The following is a 25858-nucleotide window of genomic DNA, read 5'->3' on the forward strand; positions in this document are numbered from 1 at the left end:
TCGACACTCTTTATCCGCCCCCGGTCTTCACTTTTAAATGGTTCAGGTCAGGCGACAACTATTCTGACACCGGGGGAAAAGGAAGATAGTATGAAGAAGACTGCGTTTGCTCTGGCTGCTTTGCTGGCTGTTTCCGCTAATGTGATGGCTGCAGAGGAAGCTGTGGTTGTAGAAGGTGCTGCCGGTGGTGCTGCCGGTACTGGGGCAGCCGCAGCGGCTGCAGGTGTAACCACTACTGCTGTTGCTGTCGGTGCCGCTGCCGCTCTGGTAGCCGCGGTGGCTGTATCTGAATCCAATAGCCGTAACAACAACACCAGCACAACCACTTCGACCAAATAAGTCCAATAAGGCTGCTCGAACCGAGCAGCCTTATCTTTTATTCTCTCTTCATGGATGGTTCTTCGCGCGTGATATCGTACCGTTCTTTTCTACCCCCACGAGTACTAGCCTGGGCGGGTATGTTGTTTCTGACTGGTTGTAGTACCTCAACGAATCAGACAATAGAAACCTTGGGATATGTCTTTCATAAAGAAAATGAGATTGTGCTGACGTCTACGCAACTCAAACAGCTTCCTTATGCAAGCGCCTACATCAAAGTCGGCGATCTGCCACAAGCTTTGGTTGTATTGGCTTATGTCAATGGCGATCGCTTGTCATGGATGAGTGCTGATGGGGTGATGTTCATCACAGTACATGGACGCTTGGTCAAAACAATTGGCTTGCCGAATGATTTACGTTATCTCGGATATCTGGACCAAGATCCTTTAAGGATTGCACGTCTGGATAAACTACCATCCATGGTGTGGTACAGCGTGGCCGAGTGGTCACAAAAATATACCAGTGGTTATCCTTTGAGTGCCCATTATCGCCGCGTTGGTAATGAGGTGTTAGAAGTGATGGATAAACCATATACAACAACTATTATCGAAGAGTCTGTTACTGCGTCTCCCAGTGAGGTGCAATGGAACAATTATTTTTGGATTGATGAGCATTCCGGCCAAGTTCGCAAACTCAAGCAACAATTAGGCCCTTCCCTTCCTGTCATTGAAATGACTTTTCTCAAGCCCTACTCATCATGAAAATTATAAATATATTTCTCATCTCTATTTTAGTAACTAACGCTGCTTGGGCTGATGCGACTATATCCATATGGTGGAAAGGTCAGCCAGTAAAAGACCTTTATTATGCCAAGCAGATAACGCTAAGCAGTGCGCTGAGTGATCCTGCTATCTTGTCATATGACCCTTATTGGCCGGTCGGACAAATATCAACACCGGCACGTCAGCAAGAGCTCGAGCATCAGCGCCAAGTATTATTGGCAGACTTGACCGTATTATCCAAAATGTGGTCTGACATGGGGGAGCCATCGCTGGCATCTTCTACCCTGCAATTGTTGCAGCAATTGCAGCAGCTTGAGTTAACCGGCCGCTTTGATGTGTCTGTAGATCCTGATATAAATCAAGCGCGTGCCGGTGTTGATGATCCCATATTGAAAGGCCATTATCAGTTGTATCTTGCTCCTCGCCATCCAGAGATACAGATCGCCGGTTTGGTAAAACAAATCGGAAGTGTTCCTCTCTTGCCTGGTGCTGGATTACGTGAGTATTGGAAAAGAAAAGATATATTGGAGGGAGGAGACCCTGCTGGAGTATATCTTGTATCTCCCAGTGGAAAATATGATTGGTTTCCTGTTGCAATTTGGAATGAACGACATGTTGAAGCTATGCCGGGGGCAACACTTTTTGTGGGATTCTCGCCTGACGTACTTCCCAAGCAGTATCAAAACTTGAATGAACGAATTCTGACATTGTTTGCTAACCGGATGCCAAAATGATGTACCCAAGAGTTTCCTTGATTGCCCTGTTGGTATGTCATGCCGCCAACGCCAATGCGGATATCTTTGAGCCACTGGGCCCCTCACAAAGTGATTTTGGGGGCGTTGGCCTGCTGCAAATGCCTACTGCCAGAATGGCAAAAGAGGGTGAGTTCAGCGCCAACTATTTTGACAATGAACAATATCGTCGTTGGTCTGTTTCTGTACAGCCTTTTGAATGGTTTGAAGCAACCCTGCGTTATACTGATGTAAGAACCCGACTATATAGTTCTTCACCTAGTTTTAGTGGTGATCAAACTTACAAAGACAAAGGCATCGATTTCAAGTTCCGTTTGATGCAAGAATCTACCTGGCTACCCACAGTATCACTCGGATTTCGAGACCTGATGGGGACCGGGCTATTTGACAGTGAGTATGTTGTTGCCAGCAAACGTTACGGTCCTTTCGACTTCACTCTAGGAATGGGGTGGGGCAATATGGGCGAAAGTGGAAATATAACCAATCCATTCTGCCGTTGGAAAAACGACTGGTGTGGACGTGATGGTTCTTATTCCAGTGGTGGCGGTAAATTTGAAACAGGGAATATGTTTCATGGAAACTCGGCTCTGTTTGGTGGGGTGGAATACCAAACACCATGGCAGCCACTGAGACTGAAACTTGAATATGATGGTAACGACTATAGTAATGAGTTTGCGGGAAAGGTAACACAGTCATCTCCGATCAATGTTGGTGTGGTCTATCGTGTATTCGATTATATGGATACTCATCTTAGCTATCAGAGAGGAAATACTCTGATGTGGGGTGTGACACTGCGGACCAACTTCAATGACTTGCGGCAGAACCATTTGGATGAGCCTCGCCCTGTCTATATGGAAAACAGGGTGCCAGCTGAGGATACTGCCGTCAACTGGACTGCAATGGCGGATCAATTTGACCGAAATGCGGGCTGGCAAGAGTCTACTATCACTCAGCATCAAAACTCTGTGTTTCTGTCAGGTCAACAATATAAATACAGAGATCCTCAGGAGACGCTTGAACGTACGGCTGTGATTGCGGCCAATCAATTACCTGCTTCAGTGACGGAGTTGAAAGTAATTGAACGCCAGCGCAATCTTGCACTGCAAGAGACAGTAATTGACCTCGATTCTGTGCGAGAAGCCAATATGCCTCCGGTTTTGGGGGATGAGAAGTCGGTCAAAAGCCATAAGCAAGCACCGGAACCACTGATGGGAGATGTACGCTATCAGTCTGATGCCGAGCTTTTTTCTTATTCATTTGACCCAAGTCTGACCCAGTCTTTTGGTGGACCTGAGTCATTTTACATGTATCAAGTCGGCGTCAATGCCAACAGTGAGCTACGTCTTTCCGATAAGAACTGGCTGCAAGGCACACTGTTTTTCAACGTGGCCAATAACTTTGATGAGTTTAACTACAAGACTCCGCCGGCAGATGCGGACAAGTTGCCCCGTGTCAGAACGTGGATCCGAGAGTATGTCGATTCATCCAATATCTTGTTGAATAACCTGCAACTGACTCATCTGGATCAATTCAGCCGGGATTGGTATGGCCAGGTTTATGGCGGATACCTTGAGATGATGTATGCCGGTGCTGGCGGTGAGCTATTGTATCGGCCTTTCGGGCAGTCATGGGCATTAGGGGTAGACAGCAACTGGGTGAAACAGCGGGACTGGAATAATACCCTCAAGATGGCCGACTACGATGTGGTTACCGGTCATGTGACTGGCTATTGGCAATTGCCTTTCTTGGAAGGTGTCACAGCGAAGGTTGCTGTTGGTCGCTACCTGGCTGGAGATGTCGGCGCGACATTCGACTTTTCGAAGCGATTCGACTCAGGCATTGTCATGGGGGCCTATGCAACGCTGACAGATGTGTCGGCAGATGAATATGGTGAAGGCAGCTTTACCAAAGGTATTTATGTGACCATACCTTTCGATCTGATGCTGATTCGTCCGACTACATCCAAGGGCACCATCGGTTGGGTTCCGCTGACAAGGGATGGCGGTCAGATGCTCAATCGTAGTCAATCGCTCTATGATCTGACGGAGCGTTTGCCGCTGTAACAAAGGCTATCGCCCTAATTCGTAAAGACAACAAGCCGTGATAGTGTTCTGCTATCGCGGCTTTTTTTGCTTTGGTGCATGGAAGAGGTTTCATGGTGCGTTTTCCCGATCTGATCCAGAGAACATGTTTTGGGTTATTCGTCTTGTACTGGCTATTGGGCATGCATTTTTTCATGCACAACCCTGGTGGGGCCGGGCTCTATCTGCCGTTCAATGCCTGGGGCTGGATCTTCGCCAGTCTGGTCATCGGTCTGGGGCTGTGGCAGGTGACGCTGCAGCAGCGGCTGGTGTTCTCCTCTTTGCAGGGTTGGCTCTGGCTGGGGGCGTTGCTGTTGCTGCTGCCCATGGCCTATCCCGGCTTTGAACTGAAAGACTATGCGATTCCTCGTTTGCTGGGGCTGTTCGCCGGTCTGCTGTTTCTGTTCTGTCTCTATCAGTGGCAGTTGGTGCGGGTGTCCCGTGACCGGCTGCTCTATCTGTTGCTGGGCGCGGTGGCCATCGAGGCGCTGCTCGGCCTGGTGCAGTACTACCTGCTGATCCCGGGTAACTGGCTGGGGTATGACACCCGTGCCAATCGCCCCTACGGCATCTTTCAACAACCCAATGTGATGGCGACCTTCATGGCGACCGGGCTTGCCCTGGCCGGCTGGCTGGAACTGCGCGGTAATGCCAACCCCTGGCTCAAGGGGTTGCGCTATGGGGTGATCCTGGCGGCCAGCCTGCTGCTGGTGGTGCTGCAATCCCGGGTGGGGCAGTTGGGGGGTCTGTTGGCGCTACTCCTGCTCGTGCCCGCATTGTATCGTCAGCGGCGACTGGCGCAGGTACTGGGACTGGTTGCACTCGGTATCGGGCTGGGGATCGCCTCCCAGTACGGGATCAGCGGTGTCAAACGCGGGTTGGAGGCTTATCAGTCCGGCGGCATGCGTTCCATCTACTGGCCCTACGCCGCCAAGCTGATTGCCCAGTCTCCCTGGGCTGGCTGGGGTTACGGCAGCTTTGAAACCACCTTTTTGCACCACTACATGGCCGACAAGGCGCTGAACCCGGCCATGGTACAGATTGAATACAACCTCGATCACCCCCACAACGAGTTTCTCTATTGGGCGGTGGAAGGGGGGCTGGCTCCCATGATCGGCATGGTGCTGATGGGCGGTGCTCTGTTGTGGCGCGTGAGCAAGGCCGGTTGGGTCAAGGGGGCGGCGCTACTGGCCCTGGTGACCCCCATCCTGCTGCACACCCAGACCGAGTATCCGCTTTATCACGCCATCGCCCTGTGGTGGGCCCTGCTGCTGCTGGTGTATGTGCTGGATGCGGAAGTGGAGGAGGGGCTGCAAGCCTCGGGCCGTGCCAGCTGGCGCGAGTATGTCTATCGCCCCTGGTTGTTGCTGCGCTTCGTGGCCATCATCATTCCCCTGCTGGTGGTGCCCTTCATGCTGACCGCCATTCATACCGCCTGGGTGGTCACCAAGTACGAGCGCGGTGGCTACAAGGAGCCGACCCTGCTGCTCGACGTCGTCAACCCCATGGCCTGGTTGACCCGGGTCGAGTTTGACGTCAACTCGGTGCGGCTGATGGTGGGTTTGCAGGCCAACAATCACGCAGAGCTGGAGGCCTATCTCGACTGGGGTCAGGCGTTTGTGCGCCACACGCCGCGAGCCAACATTTACGCCAACATGGTGATCGCGCTGGATGCGCTGGGACGAAAAGAGGAGGCCCGGGCACTGCGCCGCGAGGCGCTGGCGCTCTATCCGGGTGATCCCTTGCTGACCGGCTCGGCTGCCACCTCCGTGGCCACGGCGCTGGAACGCAAACCCTCGGCCTGATAGCGGCTGTCGAGGCCATACCGGGTGGGCAGGCTGTGCGATGTTTCATCAACTGCCCCATCGCCTCGCAAAAATGGCAGCCTCTGCTGGACGGTAGAGGCGCCATGGCTAAGATAGTGGCCTCAACGTCTTGTTCAGTAGGGAGTATGAAATGGAGTTAGTGCTTGGCCCGTTGGAGGCCCGCGTGATCGGCTGTCTGATCGAAAAAGAGATCTGCACCCCGGATCAATACCCCCTCTCTCTCAATGCGCTGGTCAATGCCTGCAACCAGAAGAGCAACCGCGAACCGGTGCTGGAACTGTCCGAGCTCGACATCCGGGCCGTGGTGGATGAGCTGATCCGCAAGCGGCTGGTGGTCAATACCGCCGGCTTCAATGCCCGGGTTCCCCGTTATCAGCACCGCTTCTGCAACACCGAGTTCGGCGAGCTGAAGTTCGCCGCTCAGGAGCTCGGCATTATCTGTGAACTCTTGCTGCGCGGCCCGCAGACGCCAGGAGAGCTGCGCTCGCGTACCAACCGCCTGTGCAGCTTCGACGACGTGACCCAGGTCGATGCCGTGTTGGCCAAGCTGGCCGAGCAGGGACCCTACGTGGTCAAGCTGCCGCGCGAGCCGGGCAAGCGCGAGTCCCGTTACGCCCACCTGTTCAGTGGCGAAGTGGATCTGCAGGCGCTGACCGAGGCGGCCCCCGCCAGCAGTTATGCCTCGCCCGCGGCGGATCGACTGACGGCGCTGGAGGAGGAGGTCGAGCGCCTCAAGGCGCAACTGCAGCTGCTGGCCGAGCGTCTGGCGCAGCTGGAAGGCTGATGTGCTGACAATATGTGCATCAAGAGGCGCCGAGGCGCCTTTTTTTGTGCGCCTTTTCTGTCATCTCCATCCGGTGAACCCCATGGCCCCACCTTGCCCCTGGCCCGCCCCTGACGTGGATAGCGCAGCTTTTTTGCGTTATTTCGTCGTTAAGGGTCGAGCCGCCGTCGCTTTCCCGTTAAAATTCCGCTTTTGCACCTGCCCGTGAGTCTCGATGTCTGCGTCCACTCTCTCTTCAGATTGTTATGCCCTGCTCGGTGAGCTGCAGTTGCAGCGCACCGCCAGTACCCGCTATTTGCAAGAACAGCTGCCGTTTGGGCAGGCCCTGCTCGACAAGTTGAGTCAGTTGCAACTGCTGGGGCTGGTGCGGCTGCGTGGGGAACAACAGTGGAGTCTGACGGCAGAGGGAACCTTGGCGTTGATCCTGGCGGTACGCCGCGGCGATTGTCCCATGCCCAACTGGGCGCGGGTGCCGTCGGTGACCGGCCAGGAGATGGCGCAGGCGCTGGTGCGTGAGCTCTGTCTGGGGGAGGCCGGGCAAGTGCCCGCTTACTATCTGGCGGCCGATCTGCTGAGCCTGCTTGATCTGCCCGATGCCCACCGGTTGCTGGCAGGTTCGAGCCCCCAGTGGCAGCGGCTGATGCTGCAGCACTTCGCCCTGCAAACGCTATTGGATGCCGAGCCCCATGAGCAGTGGCCGCTGGCCCAGGCGGCCGGAGAGTGTGCCGCCGAGCTGGCCAAGCTGAGCGATGGCTTTGCTGCCGAGTGGCAGTGGCTCTGTGGCGAGCTGAGCGGGAAAGCAAACACTCACTGGCCCGCCCTGCAACAACTGGCGGAGCAGGGGGGAGAGCAGCCCCTGGCCGAACGCCTGCTGGCAGTGCTGGGGGCTTGGCAGACGCAGGAGGGGCAAGAGGATGGGCAGGGTAAGTGGCCACTGACTTTCAGTGCCTTGCTCTGGCTTGGCTGGTTGCAGCAAGCCGATCCCGTGCTCGCCAGCGAGCAGCGCAAGAAGTGGCAGCGCAGCCTGGCCAACCAGTTTCCGCTGCTGGCGGATCTGCTGGGGCAGTGGGCGGGTGATCGCCACGGCCAGGCGGTCGGGCTGTTCGATACCCTGCAATTGCCGCCGGAAGAGCTGCACTGGGGTTACCTCTGGCTCGATCTCTGCGCCCTCGCCCGGCATGGGGAGCAGAGCCCCCAGGTGGCCATCCTGCACAAATGGGATCTCTCCCATGTACTGGATGCTGCCCCCCGCCACCGATTGATGGCCTTCTGCCAGGATCTGCTGCGGCTGTTGCTGGGGCAGGGGGCGCAGCAGCAGCCGCTGCAGCAACTGCGCGCCGCCAGCGGCGAGCAGGAGGCCGATGAGCAGGACACCGAGGACAAGACACCGGCCTCCGCCAGCTGGCTCAACTGGCTGCAGGGGTTGGGGCGCGCCAGCGGCGTGCGCAAGCCGCAGGAGCGACTGGTCTGGCTGCTGCATGCGGAAGGGCCCGAGCTCGAGTGCAAGATCCAGAAACAGAGCACCAAGGGGGAGTGGACAGCCGGTCGCCGGGTCGATCCCACCCTGCTCTCCACCCAGTACGCCAACCTGCTCGACGAAGAGGACTGGGCGCTGGTCCGCACGCTGCCGCGTACGCTGGGGCGATTGCCGCGCGAGGTGTGGGCCCCGCTTGCCAACCATTCCCGCCTGTTCAATGCCAGAGGGCAGAAGCTGCAGCTGGCCATCACGGCACCCTTGCTGCAGATAGTGGCCACCGAGCAGGGCATGAGCGCCGTGCTGAGCCCGGCTGCTGCGGCGCGAGGGGCTCACATACTGCCGCTGGCGCAGGATCTGTGGCAACTCATCCTCACCCCGCAGCCGCTGCTCGATCGGCTGCCCGCGCTGGAAGCCATTCCGCTGCTGCCGGCCGAGGGGCTGGCGGAACTGCAGCATACCCTGGACGCCATTGCTGGGCTGCCCTGGCACAGCCAGGTGGCGGGCCTGCACGGCAATGCCGAGCTGGCTCCCTGGCCCGGCGTGGCCTCGGTTCAGCTCGATTGGCAGGATGGCCAGCTGGCGGTCCGGCTGGTGACCCGGTTCGACGACTGGCCGCCGCAGCCCCTTGGCAAGGGCGAGGCCATCGTGCGCCAGGGGATCAAGGATTATCACTACTGGCAGCGGGACTTGGCGGCCGAGAAGGGCGAGGCCCAGCGGCTGCGCAACCAGTTGCCCATCGAGTTGCCCGGCAGCGAGTGGCGCCTCGAGGGAGAGCAGGCACTGGCGCTGGTCAACGCCCTGCCGGAGCTGGTGGATGCCGGCGTGGTCATTCACTGGCATCAAGACAGCGCGCGTCTGAAGAGCCTCGATGAAGCCGCCCTGAGCCTGCGGATCGAGCGTCGCCAGGACTGGTTCCAGGTGGAGGGGGCGCTCTCGCTTGATGAGCACCAGATCCTCGATTTGCGCCTTATCCTGCGCCAGCTGACCCCGGGTCAACGCACCGTTCAGCTGGACGAGAAGACCAGCCTGATGTTGAGCGACAAGCTGGTGGAGCGGCTCACCATGCTGGGCGCCATGCTCGATGAAGAGCAGCGCATCAATCACAAGCTGGCCTACCCGCTGACCCGCCTGCTCTCCGTCATCACCACCGAGGGGGATGCCGCCTGGCACTCCCTGCAACAGGAGTGGCAGCAAGAGGTGGAGTGTCCGGCCGAGCTGATGGGGCCGCTGCGGGATTATCAGAAGGAGGGGGTTCGCTGGCTGGCGACCCTGGCCCACCACGGCTTTGGCGCCTGCCTGGCCGACGACATGGGCCTTGGCAAGACGCTGCAGGCGCTCATCGTGCTGCGCATGCGCCAGCATCTGGGCCCGGCGCTGGTGGTGGTACCCAAGTCAGTGGTCACCAACTGGCAGGAGGAGGTCGCACGCTTTGCTCCCGAGCTGGAGGTGGTGGTGTTTGACAACCCCTCCGAGCGGGAAGGGATGATCCGCGAAGCCAAGGCGGGCCAGATCATCCTGCTCAACTACGGCATGCTCGGCAGTTTGGCAGAGGCGCTCAAAGCCCGTCGCTGGTCTTCCATGGTGCTGGATGAGGCGCAGCAGATCAAAAATGCCGGTACCCAGCGAGCCAAGCTGCTGTTCCAGCTGGACGGTGATTTTCGGCTCGCCCTCTCCGGTACGCCCATCGAGAACCACCTGGGGGAGCTGTGGAGCCTGTTCACCTTCATCAACCCCGGCCTGCTCGGCAGCCTCGGCGAGTTCAAGCGCCGCTTCGGCAAGGCGGTGAAAGATCCCCAGCACATGGCGCTGCTGCGGGCGGTGATCAGCCCCTTCATCCTGCGTCGGCTCAAGCAGCAGGTGCTGACCGAACTGCCGGACAAGACCGAGATCATTCATCACATCAGCCTCTCCCCCGAAGAGCGTCAGCTCTACGAAGCAACCCGGCGCGAAGTGGTGCAGCAGGTACAAAGTGCCGACGGCCGCGCCCTGATGCACGTGCTGAGCGGGCTGACCCGGCTGCGCCGGCTCTGCTGCTCGCCCCAGCTGGTAATGCCCGAATGGTCCCAGGCCAGCAGCAAGCTGGACGAGGCGATGGCGTTGCTGGAGGAGGCCATCGGCAATGGTCATCGGGTACTGGTGTTCAGCCAGTTCGTCGATCTGCTGAGCCTGTTGCGGGCCCGCATCGAGCAGCAGCAGTGGGACTACTGCTACCTGGATGGCGGCTGCTCGGCCAAGTCACGGCAGGAGTCCATCCTGCGTTTTCGCCACGAGGCGGTGCCGCTGTTTCTGATCAGCCTCAAGGCGGGGGGCACAGGCCTCAACCTCACCCAGGCAGATACCGTGTTGCACCTGGATCCCTGGTGGAACCCGGCGGTGGAAGATCAGGCGAGCGATCGGGCCCACCGCATGGGGCAGACCCAGCCGGTGACCGTTTATCGGCTGGTGTGCGAGCAGACTGTGGAGGAGAAGATCGTCGCCCTGCACGATGAGAAGCGGGCGCTGGCCGACGGCCTGCTGAGCGGCCAGTCGGAAGTGCGTGGGCTGGATGTAGAGAGCCTGCGGGCCCTGCTGATGAGCTGACGGTGAGCAGCTGACTCGGGCAACAGACAAGGGGAGCATCCAGTGATGCTCCCCTTGTTGTTTGGCTCGTGCCGTGTGGCGCACGTGACGCCTGGGCGAGGCTGCACCGCCGCTCGTGCCGGTTATCCCTGATAGAGGTAGAGATGCAGCCGCTCGATGATGGGCTCGCCGCCAATCTTGCGATCCCGCCGGGCCTGGCGCAGCTTGGGCGGGTAGTGGCCAAGGTGGGTGACGGTGGGCTGGGTGTCCGAGCAGAGCAGCAGGGGCAGGCTCGCCTTGAGCTGCTGCTTGCGAGGCTCCCGGTCCTGCCAGAGCAGGTTGATCATCGGATGGGTTTTGACCGGCCGGCGGATCCTGAGCTCTGCGTCCGCAGGCAGGCGGCGGATGTCGTACACCTCCTGATCCACCATCTTGCTCCACTCCTCATTGTTCGACAGCGCCGGAATATAACGGCGGCTGCGCTCCAGCATCTCCAGCACCTGCTCCCGGCTGAGCCTGCTGATGCTCTGCTTGTCAGCCCAGGTGAAGCCGAGCGAATGCAGATCTCCCTGAAGCCAAGTGAGCTTGCGATAGACCTGCAGGGTGATGACCCCGGGCAGCGCCCTGTGCACCAACTCGAACTTCTCATCCCGCCCGCCCGCCTGCTGCACCAGCGCCTTGAAGGCGAGCTTGCACTCGTTGACCTCGTCGATCAGCGGCTGCAGCAGGGGCGCACAGGCGGCAGGAAAGCGCAGCCAGCCCGGCAGGCGGTGGGTGGCCTTGGTGGAGCAGCCGGGGCGGGCGCTGTGATCCCGATAGGCGCTGAGGGTAGCGGCCAGTGCGGCCTCCTCACCCAGATAGCCCACCACGATCTGCTCGATGGGCTCATGCTCCTGTCCTTGCGGTACGGCAGGCAGGGGATAGACGTGGGCCTCCAGCAACTCAAGCTGTTCCAGCTGCGTGGCCAGGCTGTCCAGCGCCTGTTCAAGCCGCTCCATCTGCTGGCGCAAGGCGGCTGTGGGGGTAAATGTCTCCATCGGCATGTCCTGTGTTTGCCTCTGTCAGCCCTGGTGAACGGGTTGATCGTAGGGCAGTGAAAGCACTGTATAAATAACCATATCAGCCTGCGACATGAGTGCCAAGTGCCTGCGTTCCAGGGGGTTGGAGAGGGACAAAAGATCGGAGTCATTTGAAGGTAAAGACTTTGTATTTAACTGTTAATAAAGGATCAATAAAAGATCGCTTGGTTAACAACTGAATGTAAAAGTCAGGTTGCCTGTCTTGCTTGTGCTCACAGTGAATGCATAGCCAGTAGAGGAAACTGCATAGTTAGAAGGGATCCATGCAGGAGAATATGCTGCAGGGTATCCTGTACAGACGGAAAGATAGTTAAGTCTTTATTAATCAATGCGTTAGTTTAATGCCTATGACGACATCAACCATTAGTTTTAATAATGTCTGCTATCAAAATTCGTCAATTGAGTCGGCTACCCCCCCTGACTAAGCTTTGCGCAACAAATTCGCACCCCGCGCAGACATCGTAAAGAGGAGCCACATCATGGCCAACATGACTTATACCGAAGCCGGTTACCAGCATTCCAGCCAACTGAATCTGGCTGCTCGCGTCAAAATGACCGTACTGACCTGGCTGGAACGCAGCCGCAGCCGTCGCCAGCTCTCCGAGCTGCCCGAGTACCTGCTCAAGGACATCGGTCTGAACGAAGCCGATCGTTATCAAGAGACCACCAAGCCGTTCTGGCGTGGTTGATCTGCCGGGCAAGGATGCCTCGTTTTACTGCTGACTCACTGTTGCCAACCAGCGCCGCCATGGCGTGACATACAGCCCCGTTTGCCTGGGCCCGTTCTCTTCGTTGTACCCGTTTCCCTCTCTCACGGCCTGTAGCCGACCCCTTTTGTTCCCCCGTCATGTTCTTCCCTCCCACACTTGTAACATTACTGTTTGAATTTGTTTAAAAATTGATTTTAAGCCCGAGGGCCTTGCGTATAATCCGGCCAAGCGTTCCTGACAAAAGGGTGAGATGGATGATTCCCCAGCATGACTTTTTGGCCCTGACTCGCCGCCACGAGTGGCAGCTTGAGCCGTTCTCGTTTGATCTGCCGGATGGTGCTCGCGTGAGTGTGTGGGATACCGGGGTGCTCTGCCTGGAGCCTGCCTGCGGCGCCGGCGACCTGCCCGGCGGGCGCAAGGATATCGTGCTCTCCTGCGGCATCCACGGCAACGAGACGGCCCCCATCGAGATCTGCAACCAGCTGCTGAGCCGCCTGCTCAGTGGCGAGCTCAGGGCCCGTCACCGGGTGCTGTTCCTGTTCGGCAACCCGGCGGCCATGAACCTGGGCGTGCGCGAAGTGGAGGAGAACATGAACCGGCTCTTCTCCGGTGCCCACAGCAAGGGGGAGGGGCTGTGCAACCAGGAGCGGATCCGCGCCATGCGCCTCGAGCAGTATGTGAGCCGCTTCTTCACCGATCCGGCCAGACCGCGCTACCACTACGACCTGCACACCGCCATTCGCGGCTCGCGTCACGAGAAGTTTGCCGTCTATCCCTTCCCCCACGAGCGGCCCCATTGCAAGGAGCAGGTGCAGTTTCTCGGCGCCTGCGGCGTGCGCACCATTCTGCTCTCCAGCGGCCCCACCACCACCTTCAGCTATTACAGCTCCCACCGCCACGGTGCTCACGCCTTCACGGTGGAGCTGGGCAAGGTGCGCCCGTTTGGTGAGAACGACATGACCCGTTTCATCGAAACCCGGCAGGCGCTGCAGGATCTGGTGACCTGGGACGAGGTGGTGCTGGAGCCCTGGCGGGCGGATGACTTCACCATCTTTGCCATCGACCGGGTGATCAACAAGCGCTCGGAGCAGTTTCGTTTCCTGTTTGCCAGCGATGTGGACAATTTCACCGAATTTCCCCAGGGTTTCGTGCTGGCCGAGGATGGCGAGCTGCGCTACACGGTAGAGAAACCGCGGGAGGCGGTGGTGTTTCCCAACGCCAACGTGGCCATCGGCCAGCGTACCGTGTTGCTGGTGGTGCCGACCCGGCTGTGGGAGTAACCCGGCGCCACTTCTTATGGCAATGGCAGGCTGCCACCGGCATTGCAGGGCGTGCAGCCCTTTTCGGGAGCCTTGAGCGATCCCGTCTCCATCCTGACAGGGAGCCCGACGCGGCTCCCTGTTTCGTTTCCTCTCAGCCGAAAAATCCAGCTTCTTTCTGAAATTAAAGAAGTTTCTACTGGTCTTACCTGGCTGAATCTCATTGCCCTTTGGTTAACAATCTATTTACATTCAAAGGGTCACCTCATGGTGGTGACGTTGACAACGGCAAGGAGCCAGTTATGACCCATGTCGACATCCCTTTCCTTCGTTACCTCGATGAGGAAGGGCGCCCGGTCGCCACACTACCGACCTGGCTGGACAAGGCGATACTGCACACCTTCTACCGCAACATGGTGATGGTGCGCAGCTATGACAAGAAAGCGATCGCGCTGCAGCGAACCGGCAAGCTTGGTACGTTTCCCTCCCACCTGGGCGCCGAGGCGGTCGGGATAGGGGTCGGGCTCGCCATGCAGCCGCAGGATGTCTATGTGCCCTACTACCGGGACATGCCCACTCTCTATGTACGGGGCGTGCCCATGGAGAAAAACCTGCAGTACTGGGGCGGGGACGAGCGTGGCAGCGTCTTTTACAAGGCGGATGGTGAACTCTCCGAGGACCTGCCCATCTGCGTGCCCATCGCCACCCAGATCACCCATGCCGCCGGCATCGCCGCGGCCTTCAAACTGCGCAATCAACCCAGGGTCGCCGTGGTGACCATCGGCGATGGCGGCACCTCCAAGGGCGACTTCCTGGAGGGGCTCAACTGTGCTGGCGTCTGGCACCTGCCCATGGTGATGATCATCAACAACAACCAGTGGGCCATCTCGGTGCCGCGCAAGCTGCAGTCGAGCGCCCCCACATTGGCCCAGAAAGGCATAGGGGCCGGCGTGCGCAGCATTCAGGTGGACGGCAACGATGTGGTCGCCGTCTATGAGGCCACCCGCAGCGCCGTCGAGCGTGCCCGCAGCGGCAAGGGACCGACCCTGATCGAGGCGGTCAGCTATCGGCTGGGGGATCACACCACGGCCGACGATGCGACCCGTTATCGGGAAGCGGCCGAGGTGGAAGCCGCCTGGGCCAAGGAGCCGGTCAAGCGGCTGCGCCAGTTCATGTTTGAACAGGGCTGGTGGGACGAGCAGCAGGAGCAGGCATTGCTGGCCGAGGCGGCCCGCGAGGTCGAGCACGCCGTGGCCGTGTATGAAAACACGGCGGCGCAGGCGCCGGAAACCTTGCTCGATTATCAGTTTGCCGAGTTGCCGAAGGATTACCGCACGCAGCGCCAGCGCATCATCGCCAAGGGCATGCAGCAGCACAGCGGGGAGGAAGCATGAGTGATATGACGTTGCTCGAGGCCGTCAATCTGGCGTTGCATCACGAGATGGAGCGGGACCCGGACGTGGTGGTACTCGGCGAGGATGTGGGGGTCAACGGCGGGGTGTTTCGCGCCACCGTGGGCCTGCGCGACAAGTTCGGCTTCAAGCGGGTGATCGATACCCCGCTGGCCGAGGGGCTGATCGCCGGGGTGGCGGTCGGGATGGCTACCCAGGGGCTCAAGCCCGTGGCTGAATTCCAGTTCCAGGGCTTCATCTTCCCGGGCATGGAACAGATCATCTGCCAGGCGGCGCGGATGCGCAACCGCACCCGGGGCCGCATCACCTGCCCCATCGTCTACCGCTCCCCCTACGGTGCCGGCATTCACTCCCCTGAACACCACAGCGAGAGCGTCGAGGCGCTGTTTGCCCATATTCCGGGGCTGCGGGTGGTGATCCCCTCCAGCCCGAAACGGGCATATGGCCTGCTGTTGTCGGCCATTCGCGACCCGGATCCCGTGATGTTCTTCGAGCCCGATCGCATCTATCGCTCGATGAAATCCGACGTGGTGGATGACGGCATCGGTCTGCCGCTGGATGTCTGCTTTACCCTGCGCCCCGGCCGTGACATCACGGTCGTCGCCTGGGGAGCCTGCATCCAGGAGGCGATGCGGGCCGCGAACCTGTTGGCGGAGCAGGACATTCAATGCGAAGTGCTGGATCTCGCCACCATCAAGCCGCTGGACATGGAGAGCATCCTGGCGTCGGTTCGCAAGACCGGCCGCCTGCTGGTGGTGCACGAGGCGTGCGGCAGCTTCGGGGTTGGCGCCGAGATCGTGGCGCGGATCACCGAGGAGGCGCTGACTTCCCTCAAGGCACCGCCCAAGCGGCTCACCGGGGTGGACGCCGCCGTCCCCTATTACCGCAACGAAGAGTATTACCTCATCACCGAGCAGGACATTGCCGATGCGGCTCATCAGCTGATGGAGAACCAGTGGCTATGAAATTTTTCAAATTACCGGATCTGGGTGAAGGCTTGGCCGAAGCCGAGATCGTCGAATGGAAGGTCAGCGCGGGCGATACCGTGAGCGTCGACCAGGTGTTGTTGTCGGTAGAGACGGCCAAGGCGCTGGTGGATGTACCTTCGCCAGTGGCGGGGGTCATTGCCAGGTTGTGTGGTGCCGAGGGGGACATCCTTCACATCGGCGCACCGCTGGTGGAGTTTGAAGGCGGTGAGGATGACGGCACCGTCGTCGGCAAGGTCAATGCCCATCAGCAGCATATCGAGGATCACTTCGTGGTGGGAGCCATTGCCCCCGGCGGTGCCCTGGTGCAGGCCATGCCGGCCGTGCGCCTGCTGGCCCAGAGACTGGGGCTGGATATCGAGCGGCTCAAGGGGAGCGGCAGTGCCGGCATGGTGACCGAACAGGATGTGCAGCAGGCATTCGAGGCCCAGCAGAGCTGTGGCAACGAGTTCCTCAAGGGCTCGCGCCGGGCCATGGCCAAGGCGATGGAGTTGTCCCATAAAACGGTCGTGCCGGTCAGCATCACCGATGAGGTGGACTTGCGTCACTGGCGCCCCGATGAAGACGTCACGGTGCGCCTCATCAAGGCCATCGGTGTGGCATGTCGGGCGGAACCCTCCATGAATGCCTGGTTTGACGGCGACACCCTGTCAAGACGGCTGTTCAGAGAGGTCAACGTGGCCATTGCGGTGGATTCCAAGCACGGGCTCTATGTGCCGGTAATGGAAAACGTGGCCGAGCGGGAAGGGGCCGATCTGCGCCAAGGGCTGGATCGAATGATTGCCGACGTGAAGGCGCGCGCGGTGCCGCGCGAGATGTTGCAGGGGGCGACCATCACCCTCACCAACTTCGGCGCCATCGCGGGGCGCTATGCCAGCCCGATCGTGACGCCGCCTCAGGTGGCCATCATAGGGGCGGGCAAATTGTTTGAGAAAGTCGTGTTCATCCACGGGGAGGCACGCCCGGTCAGAGCACTGCCGTTGTCGATGACATTCGACCACAGAGCCTGCACCGGCGGTGAGGCGGCACGCTTCCTCAAGGCCCTGGTACAGGCGCTGGAAGCCCCCTCATTGTGACATGTGTGCCCTGCCGTGGCAGGGCACAAATTGTTTGCGTAATCCCCAAAGCCACGTATAATCTAAACCAGCTTGAAAGGGCGATAGTTATGTCAATGAATATGATGTCTTACATCTTTTCCTGTTGTTCATAAGTTAATCCCGTTTTTTGAGCTTTATCCGCTGAAAAGCATAAGTAATTATTTTGAATACAGGTTTAAAGATATGTCTAACATGATCACCGGTACCGTTAAGTTTTTCAACGAAACCAAAGGTTTTGGCTTCATCCAGCAAGAAAACGGCCCGGACGTTTTCGTTCACTTCAGCGCTATCAGCGGTAACGGTTTCCGTACCCTGGCTGAAGGTCAGCGCGTACAGTTCTCTGTGACCCAAGGTCAGAAAGGCCCGCAGGCTGAGAACGTAACTGCTCTGTAATTCTTACAGAATTTAAGAAAGCCGTGGTGCCTTTGGTTCCACGGCTTTTTGTTTATGAACGCTTCACTCTCATCTGCAGAGAGTGAATGATGCTACTTCCTACTCTCTCGTTGCCTCCACTATGCTGCCATCTCTTCTGCTTGCCGCCACGCTGATCACCTCTGCCGATGTGCAGGGGCAGGATGCTGTCGAGGCCGAGGCAAAGGCCGTATGCCAGCAGTTTGTCGAGGTGCGCGTGGGCGGCGGCTCCCTGCCCGATGAGATCAAGGCTCAACCATTGCCAAAACGGGTGGGGGAGTGGATGGTCGATGGCAAAGTAAAAGGACCCGAAGGTCCTTTGCTGTTTGCCTGTCTGCTGCGTCAGGGGAAACGCTGGGAGCTGCTCAACTTTTCGCTGTGGGCTCCCAAAGCAATCAAAGCGGTTTGAGTGCGACCAGCAGGTGCTGCAGGTGCTCGACCATGGTCATGCCGAATGGCGTCAGATAGCCACCATCTTCCGCGCTGATGAGCCCCTGTTGATGCAGACGTGACGCCGCCTGGCAGAGTTCGTCGGACATGTCGCTGCGCAACTTGATCCCCAGGCTCATGTTGGCCGGATCAAAACATGCCAGTATTTTCAAATCGTTTACAAACTCGTTAGAAACCTGGTCGATCCCGATCATGAATGCACTCCTTACGCTAAAGATGTATGCAAACTAGCATTCCCGGATCCACTTTAGTGGGCGCTGGCTCAAACTATTGGGCTTTCTCCTTTCCATGCGTGCTCAAACGCTGCTTTTTTGGTCGTCCTGCCAGTGCTTGCGGGAGGCGTAGTTGAGTCCGCCCCTGCCATGCCAAACATGATAGGATAAGAGCCTCCTTTGTCTTTCTGGCCGAACGCTGCGTATCGGCCTCCGGTTCAAGGCGTATTCCATGGTCAAGATCACACTGGTATCACTGCTGCACACATTGGGGACGCGTTTCCCCGTCTATCCCGCCTCCCTGTTGTTGCCCCTGCTCGAGCAGCATCAGGGCGATGTCTGGCTGCCAGCCTGCAAGGGAGCGGATGTCGCCGCCCTGCGTCAGCATGGCAAGGGGGCAGCCGCCCAGACCCTGGCTCCACTGACGGCGGCCTGGTGTGATTTTGCTACCGGTGAAGAGGGAACGACACCCGAGCTGGATGCGCTGGCCAATTACGACAGCGAGATGATGGACAATTTGCTGATGTACTGGCATAGCCCGGCCAAGATCAACAGCCCGATCACCGACAACCTGTTCGAGTTGCGCCGCGAGGTGGTGGATGAGGCCCATGGCGGCAAGCTGGCCGCCGTCTGGCAAGCGCAACAACAGGCCCGTTTCGAGCAGATCATGGCCGCTGCTCTGGCCGGACGGGAGCAGCTCTGCTTCGTCGAAGTGGAGTCCGCCTACTGGCTGCGCCAGCGTTTCAGCGAGCTGGCGGAGATCACCCTGGTGACCCCCGAGCTGGGATGAGATCGCGAAAAATCGGTGACCGATCTCTCATACTGGACAAGGCGCCGGCAAGATGTGAACATGGCGCCCTTTATTGCACAAGAGACTTGACCGATGAGCTATGAACTGAGCGACACCGAGCGCAATGCAGCGCTGCAACTGAACGCGGACTACCGCTTTGATCACTTCATCAGCAAGCTGGTTGAGCACGAAGAGCTGTTCGTTCTGACCGACGAGCACGGCGTCATGATGTTGACCACCGACGATGAAGACTGCATCCCGGTATGGCCGCACCCGGAATACGCCAAGGCGTGGGCCGAAGGGGAGTGGGCCGACTGCAAGCCGCAGTCCATCACCCTGAAGGTGTGGCTGGAGCGCTGGATCGACGGCATGGAGCAGGATGAGCTGTGCGTTGCCGTGTTCCCGACCCCGGATCAGGAAGGTATCGTGCTGGAGCCGGCCGACGTGGCCGACGCCATCGCCCAGAAGCAGGCCAAGCGCGGTTAATCGCTGCTGCTTCCAGCTGGCAACCCCGGTTGCAAAAAAGACCCCGCCACTGTGCGGGGTCTTTTTGTTGGTGGCCTAGGCCAACCTTGGCAAAGAGGCAGGCTGCGCAGGCCCCTATTTCTGCTGATAGGTGGTATCAACCCGGGTGACGGCCGGGAAGGCCTGATCCGCCTTGATGGCGGCCTGGGTCTGCGTCTTGGCCTCTTCATCAATCCAGAACAGGCCGCCGTAGCTGTAGCCGCTGTTGCTGCCGTCCAGCGGCCAGTAGAGCACCTCGCTCTTGGGCGTCGCCGGCAACTTGGGCAGTTTTATCCAGCGCCAGGCCCCTTCCCGGGTGTAGGGCACCTGGTAGGCGGGCACGAAGCTGGCCAGCTCATAGAGCCGTTGCTGGATCTGGCGCGACAGCGCCGCTTTTTTGGCGAAGTCGAACTCCTTGTCGTACTGCTCCACCAGGGCCGTGATGGCGTCATCATCGATGTTCATGATGTTGTTGGTCTGCGGCTTGTTGGCGTTGATCTTGTGGAAGAACTCCCAATAGGCGGGATAACGGCTGCCTGACCAGGCCATCCAGGCGCTCTGGTGCTTTTTCTCCAGCATCGACTTGAAGCCGGCCGAGGCATCCATCAGGTTGAGCTCGAGGTTGAGCCCCGCCTTCTTGGCCTCTTCGCGCAGCAGGGTGAGGCGCTGGGCATGCTCCGCCGTGGTGTAGGTGATGGCCAGGGTCAGCGGCTGGCCCTGGCTGTTTTGCAGGGTACCGTCGGGGCCGGGCTTGGTGAAACCGGCCTTGGCGAAGTAGTGGCGCGCCAGCTCGGGATCAAACGGGCGGGCCTTGAGATCCGTGTTGGTGAACTCCCCCTGGCCGGAGCCGTAGCTGTTGAGGCGCTGGTAATCCCCCCGCAGCAGGGTGGTGAGCATCTTGTCGAGATTGAGGGCGTGCTGGATGCCGAGCCGCACATCGAGATTGCGCAGCAGCGGATCGGCGGTGTTGAGATAGAGCCCAGTTGGGGGCTGGGGGGTCTGGTTGTAGAACCAGAGGCGTTCGATATAGCCCTTGGTGAACTCCTGCGTTTTGCTCTTGTCGTGCCACCAGTTGGGCATCACCAGCGGGAAGGTATCGAGCTCGCCGCGCAGGAAGTGCTGCCAGGCGATGTTCTGATCCCTGAGTACCTTGAGCTCGATCCGATCCGGGTTGAAACGGTGCTGGAAGTAGCGCTCGTCATTGCCCCACCAATCCTTGACCCGCTCGAAGGTGACCGATTTGCCCTTCTTCACCTCGCCAAGCTGATAGGGGCCGGTCACCGGCAGCAGCTTCCAGTTGTACGCCTTGACCCACTCGGCGGTGATCTTGATGGCGTGGCTGGGGGCCGGGCTGAAGGGCAGTGATTCCAGCAGATCCTGGCGACTCTTGGCCGTGCCGCTGGAGATGGCCAGGGTGTGGTCATCAAACTTGGTCACCTGGCTTATCTGGGTGCTGTAGTAGTTGTTGTACCAGGGATCGTTGATCTCCTTGCTGCGCAGCAGCTTGAGGGTGAACAGCCAGTCATCGGCGGTGACCGGTTGGCCGTCCGACCAGCGTGCCTTGGGATTGATGCGCAGATAGAGGGTCTTGTGGTCAGGCCCGAAGGCCCATTCGTTGGCCAGCATCGGCATGGGATTGCCGGTGACGGGATGGGTGCTCAAGAGCGGCAGGTTGGTCTCCCGCATATAGCCGGCGAAGCCGCCGTTGGAGTCCGGACCGTACACCCGCAGGGTCAGCGGAAAACTGGTCATGAAGCCGCGAAAGGTACCGCCCCGCTTGGCGGCCGGATCCGCGAAAGCGGGATCCGCGTTGTTGCTCTCCCAGGTCAGACCGGCCGGTATAGTGGCGCTCCAGCCGTAGTGGCTCAGGCAGAGGGTCAGGGCAATGGCGCTGGTGCGCAGAAGGCGCGGGATGATGCGGGGGCTGGTGGTGAAGGTCGATGGCATGTCCTTGCTCTCCTGATGGCTGCGTCCTGCAGGCCACTCGCTGGTGGCTCCAGCCCCGATGGGGGCTGGCTCATCATGGAAAGTTTCCCCGCCCTGGTCAATGGTGGCGGGCAAATAAGGATCAGGCTGCAGCCTGCGGCTTGAACCAGCGCAGCCGGCCGCCCAGCAGATGCACCACGAATCCCAGCAGCACCAGACCGGAGCCCAGACACTGCAAGAGGGTGGGGTGCTCGTCCAGCAGCAGGGCCGCGGCCACCATGCCGACGCAGGGCACCAGCAGGGAGAGAGGGGCCACCTGCGCCACCGGGTAGCGCATCAGCAGCCGTCCCCACAGGCCGTAGCCGAGCCAGGTGGCGACAAAGGAGAGATAGAGCACGCACAGGAACCCCTGCCAGCTGATGTTGAGCAGGCTGCTGGCCATCAGCTCGGGCCCCTCGAACAACCAGGAGAGCGCGAAGAAGGGGAGGATGGGCACCAGTCCACCCCAGGCGATAAGGCTCGGCAGCGTGGTCTGGTAGCGCAGCCCGATCTGGCGATTGATGACGTTGCCAAGCCCCCAGCAGGCGGCCGCGCAGAGGGTCAGCACGAAGCCGAGCAGAGTGAGATTGCCTTCGCCATGGGTGGCGATGAGATAGAGGCCGGCCCCCGCCAGCGGCAGGGCCACCCAGTGGTGGGGTTGCCAGCGCTCACCCAGCCAGATCATGGCGAACAGCAGGGTGAACACCACCTGGGATTGCAGCACCAGCGAGGCCATGCCCGCCGGCATGCCAAACTTCATGGCGCAAAACAGAAAGGAGAACTGCCCCAGACTGATGGCTCCGCCATAGGCCAGCAGCCAGCGCCACGGCATGGCGGGTCTGGGGACCAGCAAGATGGCGGGAAAGACCACCCCGACGAAGCGCAGCGCCCCCAGCAGCAGCGGGGGAATCCCCTCCAGCCCCCACTTGATGGCGACGAAGTTGAGCCCCCAGCAGAGGATGACCAGAGCAGCCAGAAATTTGTCCTTGGTGTGCATGCAGCGTCCTTCGGTCTGTGGCCTCTGGCAGGAGAGGCCAAAAGAGGACGAGCATACCCCAGCCTCGGTGGGCGCCGTCAAGCCGCCAGGCGGGGGAGCAACCTGGCAACGGGGGGCAAGGTGCGATTCAGGCGGCGACGCAGTGCACTGTGATGCCGCGTGCGGCCAGGGTGGCCCGCATGGGGGCGGGCAGGGCGTCGTCGGTGACCAGCACGCCGATCTGGCCTGGCGTGCCGAGCGGGCTCGGGTGGATGGCGCCGAACTTGCTGCTGTCGGTGATGACCACATTAGTCACCCCCTTGGCCAGCACGCTGTTGACCACGTCGGCCCGCATCATGTCGCGGCCGGTGAAGCCCATCTCGGGATGAAAACCGTCTACCCCGATGAAGGCCTTTGAGAAGTGTACCTGCTCGATGCACAGCCGGGTCAGTGGCCCCACCACGCTCTCGCTCTGATGCTGGAACAGGCCGCCGAGCAGCACTACCTGAGCCTGGGTGTCGCGCAGCAGGTGGGCGATGTAGCTGCTGATGGTGATGATGGTGACCCGCTTGTGCAGGGCCAGATGACGGGCCAGCAGGGCGTTGGCGCTGCCTCCTTCGATAAAGACCGTCTCGCCATCCTCTACCAGCTGGGCGGCTCGCTCGGCGAGGCGCTCCTTGAGCAGGTAATTGATGTTCATCCGGGCGTCGGGATCGTCGCTCTCCAGCGCCATGGCCGAGCCGTGCACCCGCTTGAGCAGCCCCTGTTTTTCGAGCGCGGTCAGGTCGTTGCGCACCGTCACCTCCGATACCCCGGTACGTTGGGAGAGCTCGCTCACGCTCATCTTGCGGGCCTGATGGACCAGGGTGAGGATCAGTTGGTGGCGTGGGTTCATGGGGCCTCGCTGGCTGGCAGTGGATAGCGGCAAGCCACCGCGCGGGTGGCTTGCCGGTCATAAAGGGGCACAGCTGCCCCTGGTGGGGCCCGTCAGAGACTGTGCTCGGTGCGGGCGATGATATCATCTTGCGCATCGGGGGATAAGGCGGTGAAGAAGGCCGAATAGCCCGCCACCCGCACCACCAGATCCCGATACTGGTCGGGATGGGCCTTGGCGGCCAGCAGGGTTTCCCGCGAGACGATGTTGTACTGCACGTGCCACCCCTTGTGCACCTCGAAGAAGGTGCGCAGCAGGCTCATCAGCTTGGTCTTGTCCCGCTCGTTTTCAAGGCTGGCCGGGCTCAGCTTCTGGTTGAGCAGCACGCCGCCGAGGATGGCCGCCGTGGGCAGCTTGCCGAGCGAGTTGAACACAGCCGTGGGGCCGAGGCGATCCGAGCCTGACGCTGGGCTGGCCCCTTCCGCCAGCGGGGTGCGGGCGTGGCGGCCATCCGGGGTGGCCATGGTGGCCGCCCCAAACGGCACGTTGGCCGAGATGGAGGAGGTGCCCGCATAGTAGGTGCCGCCGATGGGGCCACGGCCGAAGCGGGTGTTGTGCAGCCCCTTGAGCTCGTCGATGTAGCTCTGGTAGGCCTGCACCAGCAGCAGGTCGACCTCGTCCAGATCGTTGCCGTATTTGGGGGCCGCGTGGGTGAGGCGCTGGCGCAGCTGTTCGCCCTCGAGCCCGGCAAAATCCTGCTCGAGCGCTTCGGCCAGCTCGCGCTGATCCACCACGCCCTGCTCGAACACCAGTTTCTTCAGCGCCGCCAGGCTGTTGCCCAGGTTGGCGATCCCCACCTGCAGGCCGGAGACCCAGTCATAGACGGCGCCCCCCTGCTTGATGGTCTTGCCGCGTTCGATGCAGTCATCCACCAGGGCGCTGCAGAGGATGTCGTGGGCCTGGGCCTCCAGCACGCTGTCGACCACGCAGTCGATCTCGATGGATTTGCGGGTGAAGTAGCGCACCTGCTCATCCCAGCGGGCCATCACCTCGTCGAAGTGGCCGAACGAGCCTTGCCGCAGTGACTGGGGCTGGGGCAGGAAGACCTTGCCGGTGGTGGCGTCACGGCCGCCATCCAGCGCCGCCAGCAGGATGCGGGCGAAGTTGATGAAGCTCATGCCGGTGCAGCGATAGCCCCACTTGCCGGGCACCGCGGTTTCGATGCAGCCGATGGCGGCGTAGTGGTGGGCATCCTCCTCGCTCACCCCGAGCTTGATGAACTCGGGGATCACCACCTCGTCGTTGTTGAAGGCGGGCATGCCGAAGCCGCAGCGGATCACCTGGATGCAGGCGTCGAGGAAATCCTCGCTCATTCGTGCGTGGTAGCGCACCGAGAGGTTGGGCTGGGTCGAGCGCAGCTGGCCGCAGGACTCCAGAATCGCGTAGGAGAGGCCGTTGACCGCGTCATGGGCCTTGCCATCCCGCCAGTTCTGGCCGCCGATGGTGACGTTTTGATAGAGCGGGCTGCCGGCGGAGGCCTTGGAGTGGGTGCCGGAGCGGATCTTGTTTACCTCCAGCAACTTGAGCCAGCACCCTTGCAGCAGCTCGATGGCGCGTGTGCGCGGCAGGGATTCCGACAGCTCTACTTCGCGGCGATACCAGGGATAGAGGTATTGGTCCATCCGGCCAAACGACACCGAGTGGCCGTTGGACTCGATCTGCAGGATGAGCTGAATGAAGTAGCAGAGCTGCAGCGCCTGCCAGAAGGTCTCGGGGGGCCGGTGGGCGATGTGAGCGCAGTTGAGGGCTATGGTCTCAAGCTCGCAGCGGCGCTCTGGGCGCGGCTCCTGCTGCGCCAGTTCGCGGGCCAGTGCGGCGTAACGCTCGATGTGCTGGCTGACGGCATCGAAGGTGATGGCGACGGCCTGCAGGAACTGCTCGCGCTGCAGATCGGCCCAGTCCGCCAGATCGAGCCGGCCGCGCCGCTCGGCCACCTTGGCCTTGAGGCCGTCGAGGCCGAGGGCAAGCAGTTGCTCGTAATTGACCGCGAGGTGGGCATCCCCCGAGGTCATGTTGCCCTCGGCCTTGATGATGCCGCTCTCCAGCAGCCCCTTCTGCTCGTCGGTAAAGAGGCCGTAGCAGCGATCCTGCACCGTCTGGCCACGCCAGAAGGGGGTGAGGGCGTGAATGGCCAGCTTGTCTGCCTCGCTCACCGCAAAGCCGGCGCCGGGGCGGTCGGCCAGCTCGTCGATCTCCTTCTCGATCCAGCCCACCGTGTATTCGGGAAAGAGCGGCGCCGCCCGCACCTGACTCGCCTGGTTGCCGACGATGAGCTCGTCGTGCTTGATCCAGATGGTGCGCTCCTTGAGGTGGTGGGCCAGCGCCAGGGCGCGGCGCACCGGCAGCGGCCGGGCCAGATGGGCCTGATAGGCTTGCGTGTAGTGGCGGGCGCGCTCGGTGCAGACCGGCGGTTGGACGATGTGGATCAGGCTCTCCTTGTGGGCACGGATCCGCGGGGGCAGGGTAGTGAGGTCGAGCTGGGTCATGGTCTTAT

Annotated in this window: 22 protein-coding genes; 16 read left to right on the top strand and 6 right to left on the bottom strand. The window is 60.4% G+C overall.

All coding sequences use genetic code 11. The features are described 5' to 3' along the window. The 7 genes from OKC29_RS19235 to OKC29_RS19265 all read left to right on the top strand — a co-directional run. Window positions 1-339, top strand: a 339-nt coding sequence (locus OKC29_RS19235; protein ID WP_270669510.1) for a hypothetical protein, incomplete at its 5' end; no start/stop codon positions are given. Between the two features lie 119 nt (window positions 340-458). Then, on the top strand, window positions 459-1079 hold the full coding sequence (locus OKC29_RS19240) for a YjbF family lipoprotein (protein ID WP_187364505.1): 621 nt from the start codon (window positions 459-461) through the stop codon (window positions 1077-1079). Continuing rightward, complete coding sequence (locus OKC29_RS19245) at window positions 1076-1834, top strand: capsule biosynthesis GfcC family protein (RefSeq protein WP_270669512.1); 759 nt, start codon at window positions 1076-1078, stop codon at window positions 1832-1834. Before OKC29_RS19240 ends, OKC29_RS19245 begins: the two co-directional genes overlap by 4 nt. Before the next feature lie 17 nt (window positions 1835-1851). Beyond that, window positions 1852-3915, top strand: coding sequence for a YjbH domain-containing protein (locus OKC29_RS19250; RefSeq protein WP_270669513.1), 2064 nt, complete (start codon window positions 1852-1854; stop codon window positions 3913-3915). Window positions 3916-4007: 92 nt separating this feature from the next. Next, complete coding sequence (locus OKC29_RS19255; RefSeq protein WP_270669514.1) at window positions 4008-5738, top strand: PglL family O-oligosaccharyltransferase; 1731 nt, start codon at window positions 4008-4010, stop codon at window positions 5736-5738. 151 nt (window positions 5739-5889) lie between these two features. Further along, on the top strand, window positions 5890-6543 hold the full coding sequence (locus OKC29_RS19260; RefSeq protein WP_270669515.1) for a YceH family protein: 654 nt from the start codon (window positions 5890-5892) through the stop codon (window positions 6541-6543). A gap of 214 nt (window positions 6544-6757) precedes the next feature. Next, a complete protein-coding gene (locus OKC29_RS19265) occupies window positions 6758-10600 on the top strand; it encodes a DEAD/DEAH box helicase (protein ID WP_270669516.1) in 3843 nt (1280 codons plus the stop codon). Between the two features lie 122 nt (window positions 10601-10722). On the opposite strand, the gene OKC29_RS19270 is transcribed toward OKC29_RS19265, so the two are convergent. Then, window positions 10723-11616: a DNA replication terminus site-binding protein gene (locus tag OKC29_RS19270; RefSeq protein WP_270669517.1), complete on the bottom strand. Its 894-nt coding sequence runs from the start codon at window positions 11614-11616 to the stop codon at window positions 10723-10725. A gap of 521 nt (window positions 11617-12137) precedes the next feature. On the opposite strand from OKC29_RS19270, the gene OKC29_RS19275 reads away from it, so the two are divergent. The 7 genes from OKC29_RS19275 (at window position 12138) to OKC29_RS19305 (ending at window position 17942) form a co-directional block, all read left to right on the top strand. Continuing rightward, the gene (locus OKC29_RS19275; protein WP_011706670.1) at window positions 12138-12347 is read left to right on the top strand and encodes a DUF1127 domain-containing protein; all 210 of its coding nucleotides are present in this window, start codon (window positions 12138-12140) and stop codon (window positions 12345-12347) included. Between the two features lie 275 nt (window positions 12348-12622). Continuing rightward, window positions 12623-13648 (top strand): succinylglutamate desuccinylase, encoded by a 1026-nt coding sequence (gene astE, locus OKC29_RS19280; RefSeq protein WP_270669518.1) that lies wholly within the window; start codon window positions 12623-12625, stop codon window positions 13646-13648. A 281-nt stretch (window positions 13649-13929) separates the two neighbouring features. After that, window positions 13930-15021, top strand: a complete 1092-nt coding sequence (gene pdhA / locus OKC29_RS19285; protein ID WP_270669519.1) for a pyruvate dehydrogenase (acetyl-transferring) E1 component subunit alpha — start codon at window positions 13930-13932, stop codon at window positions 15019-15021. Further along, the gene (locus OKC29_RS19290; protein WP_270669521.1) at window positions 15018-16004 is read left to right on the top strand and encodes an alpha-ketoacid dehydrogenase subunit beta; all 987 of its coding nucleotides are present in this window, start codon (window positions 15018-15020) and stop codon (window positions 16002-16004) included. Before pdhA ends, OKC29_RS19290 begins: the two co-directional genes overlap by 4 nt. Then, window positions 16001-17101 (top strand): dihydrolipoamide acetyltransferase family protein, encoded by a 1101-nt coding sequence (locus OKC29_RS19295; protein ID WP_270669523.1) that lies wholly within the window; start codon window positions 16001-16003, stop codon window positions 17099-17101. Before OKC29_RS19290 ends, OKC29_RS19295 begins: the two co-directional genes overlap by 4 nt. Before the next feature lie 204 nt (window positions 17102-17305). Further along, on the top strand, window positions 17306-17515 hold the full coding sequence (locus OKC29_RS19300; RefSeq protein WP_005331438.1) for a cold-shock protein: 210 nt from the start codon (window positions 17306-17308) through the stop codon (window positions 17513-17515). A gap of 121 nt (window positions 17516-17636) precedes the next feature. Continuing rightward, window positions 17637-17942 (top strand): hypothetical protein, encoded by a 306-nt coding sequence (locus OKC29_RS19305; protein ID WP_049048036.1) that lies wholly within the window; start codon window positions 17637-17639, stop codon window positions 17940-17942. Here the strand turns inward: OKC29_RS19305 and OKC29_RS19310 are convergent. Beyond that, a complete protein-coding gene (locus tag OKC29_RS19310; RefSeq protein WP_011706664.1) occupies window positions 17929-18177 on the bottom strand; it encodes a TIGR02647 family protein in 249 nt (82 codons plus the stop codon). The two genes, OKC29_RS19305 and OKC29_RS19310, sit on opposite strands and share 14 nt — an antisense overlap. 250 nt (window positions 18178-18427) lie before the next feature. Between OKC29_RS19310 and OKC29_RS19315 the strand changes: the two genes are divergently transcribed. Both OKC29_RS19315 and OKC29_RS19320 read left to right on the top strand, forming a co-directional pair. Further along, a complete protein-coding gene (locus OKC29_RS19315) occupies window positions 18428-18985 on the top strand; it encodes a hypothetical protein (RefSeq protein WP_270669525.1) in 558 nt (185 codons plus the stop codon). Window positions 18986-19078: 93 nt separating this feature from the next. Then, entirely contained in the window at window positions 19079-19471 is a 393-nt protein-coding gene (locus OKC29_RS19320; RefSeq protein ID WP_005302792.1) for a DUF2750 domain-containing protein, read from the top strand. Between the two features lie 114 nt (window positions 19472-19585). On the opposite strand, the gene OKC29_RS19325 is transcribed toward OKC29_RS19320, so the two are convergent. The 4 genes from OKC29_RS19325 to OKC29_RS19340 form a co-directional block, all read right to left on the bottom strand. Continuing rightward, window positions 19586-21436, bottom strand: coding sequence for an extracellular solute-binding protein (locus tag OKC29_RS19325; protein ID WP_270669527.1), 1851 nt, complete (start codon window positions 21434-21436; stop codon window positions 19586-19588). 121 nt (window positions 21437-21557) lie between these two features. Further along, window positions 21558-22451: an EamA family transporter gene (locus OKC29_RS19330; RefSeq protein ID WP_270669528.1), complete on the bottom strand. Its 894-nt coding sequence runs from the start codon at window positions 22449-22451 to the stop codon at window positions 21558-21560. A gap of 127 nt (window positions 22452-22578) precedes the next feature. Further along, the gene (locus tag OKC29_RS19335; RefSeq protein ID WP_011706659.1) at window positions 22579-23325 is read right to left on the bottom strand and encodes a DeoR/GlpR family DNA-binding transcription regulator; all 747 of its coding nucleotides are present in this window, start codon (window positions 23323-23325) and stop codon (window positions 22579-22581) included. 92 nt (window positions 23326-23417) lie between these two features. Beyond that, complete coding sequence (locus OKC29_RS19340; RefSeq protein ID WP_024944819.1) at window positions 23418-25850, bottom strand: formate C-acetyltransferase/glycerol dehydratase family glycyl radical enzyme; 2433 nt, start codon at window positions 25848-25850, stop codon at window positions 23418-23420. Window positions 25851-25858: the final 8 nt, after the last annotated feature.

The sequence above is a fragment of the Aeromonas sp. QDB34 genome, assembly GCF_027705405.1.
GTDB classification, from domain to species: Bacteria; Pseudomonadota; Gammaproteobacteria; order Enterobacterales; family Aeromonadaceae; genus Aeromonas; species Aeromonas hydrophila.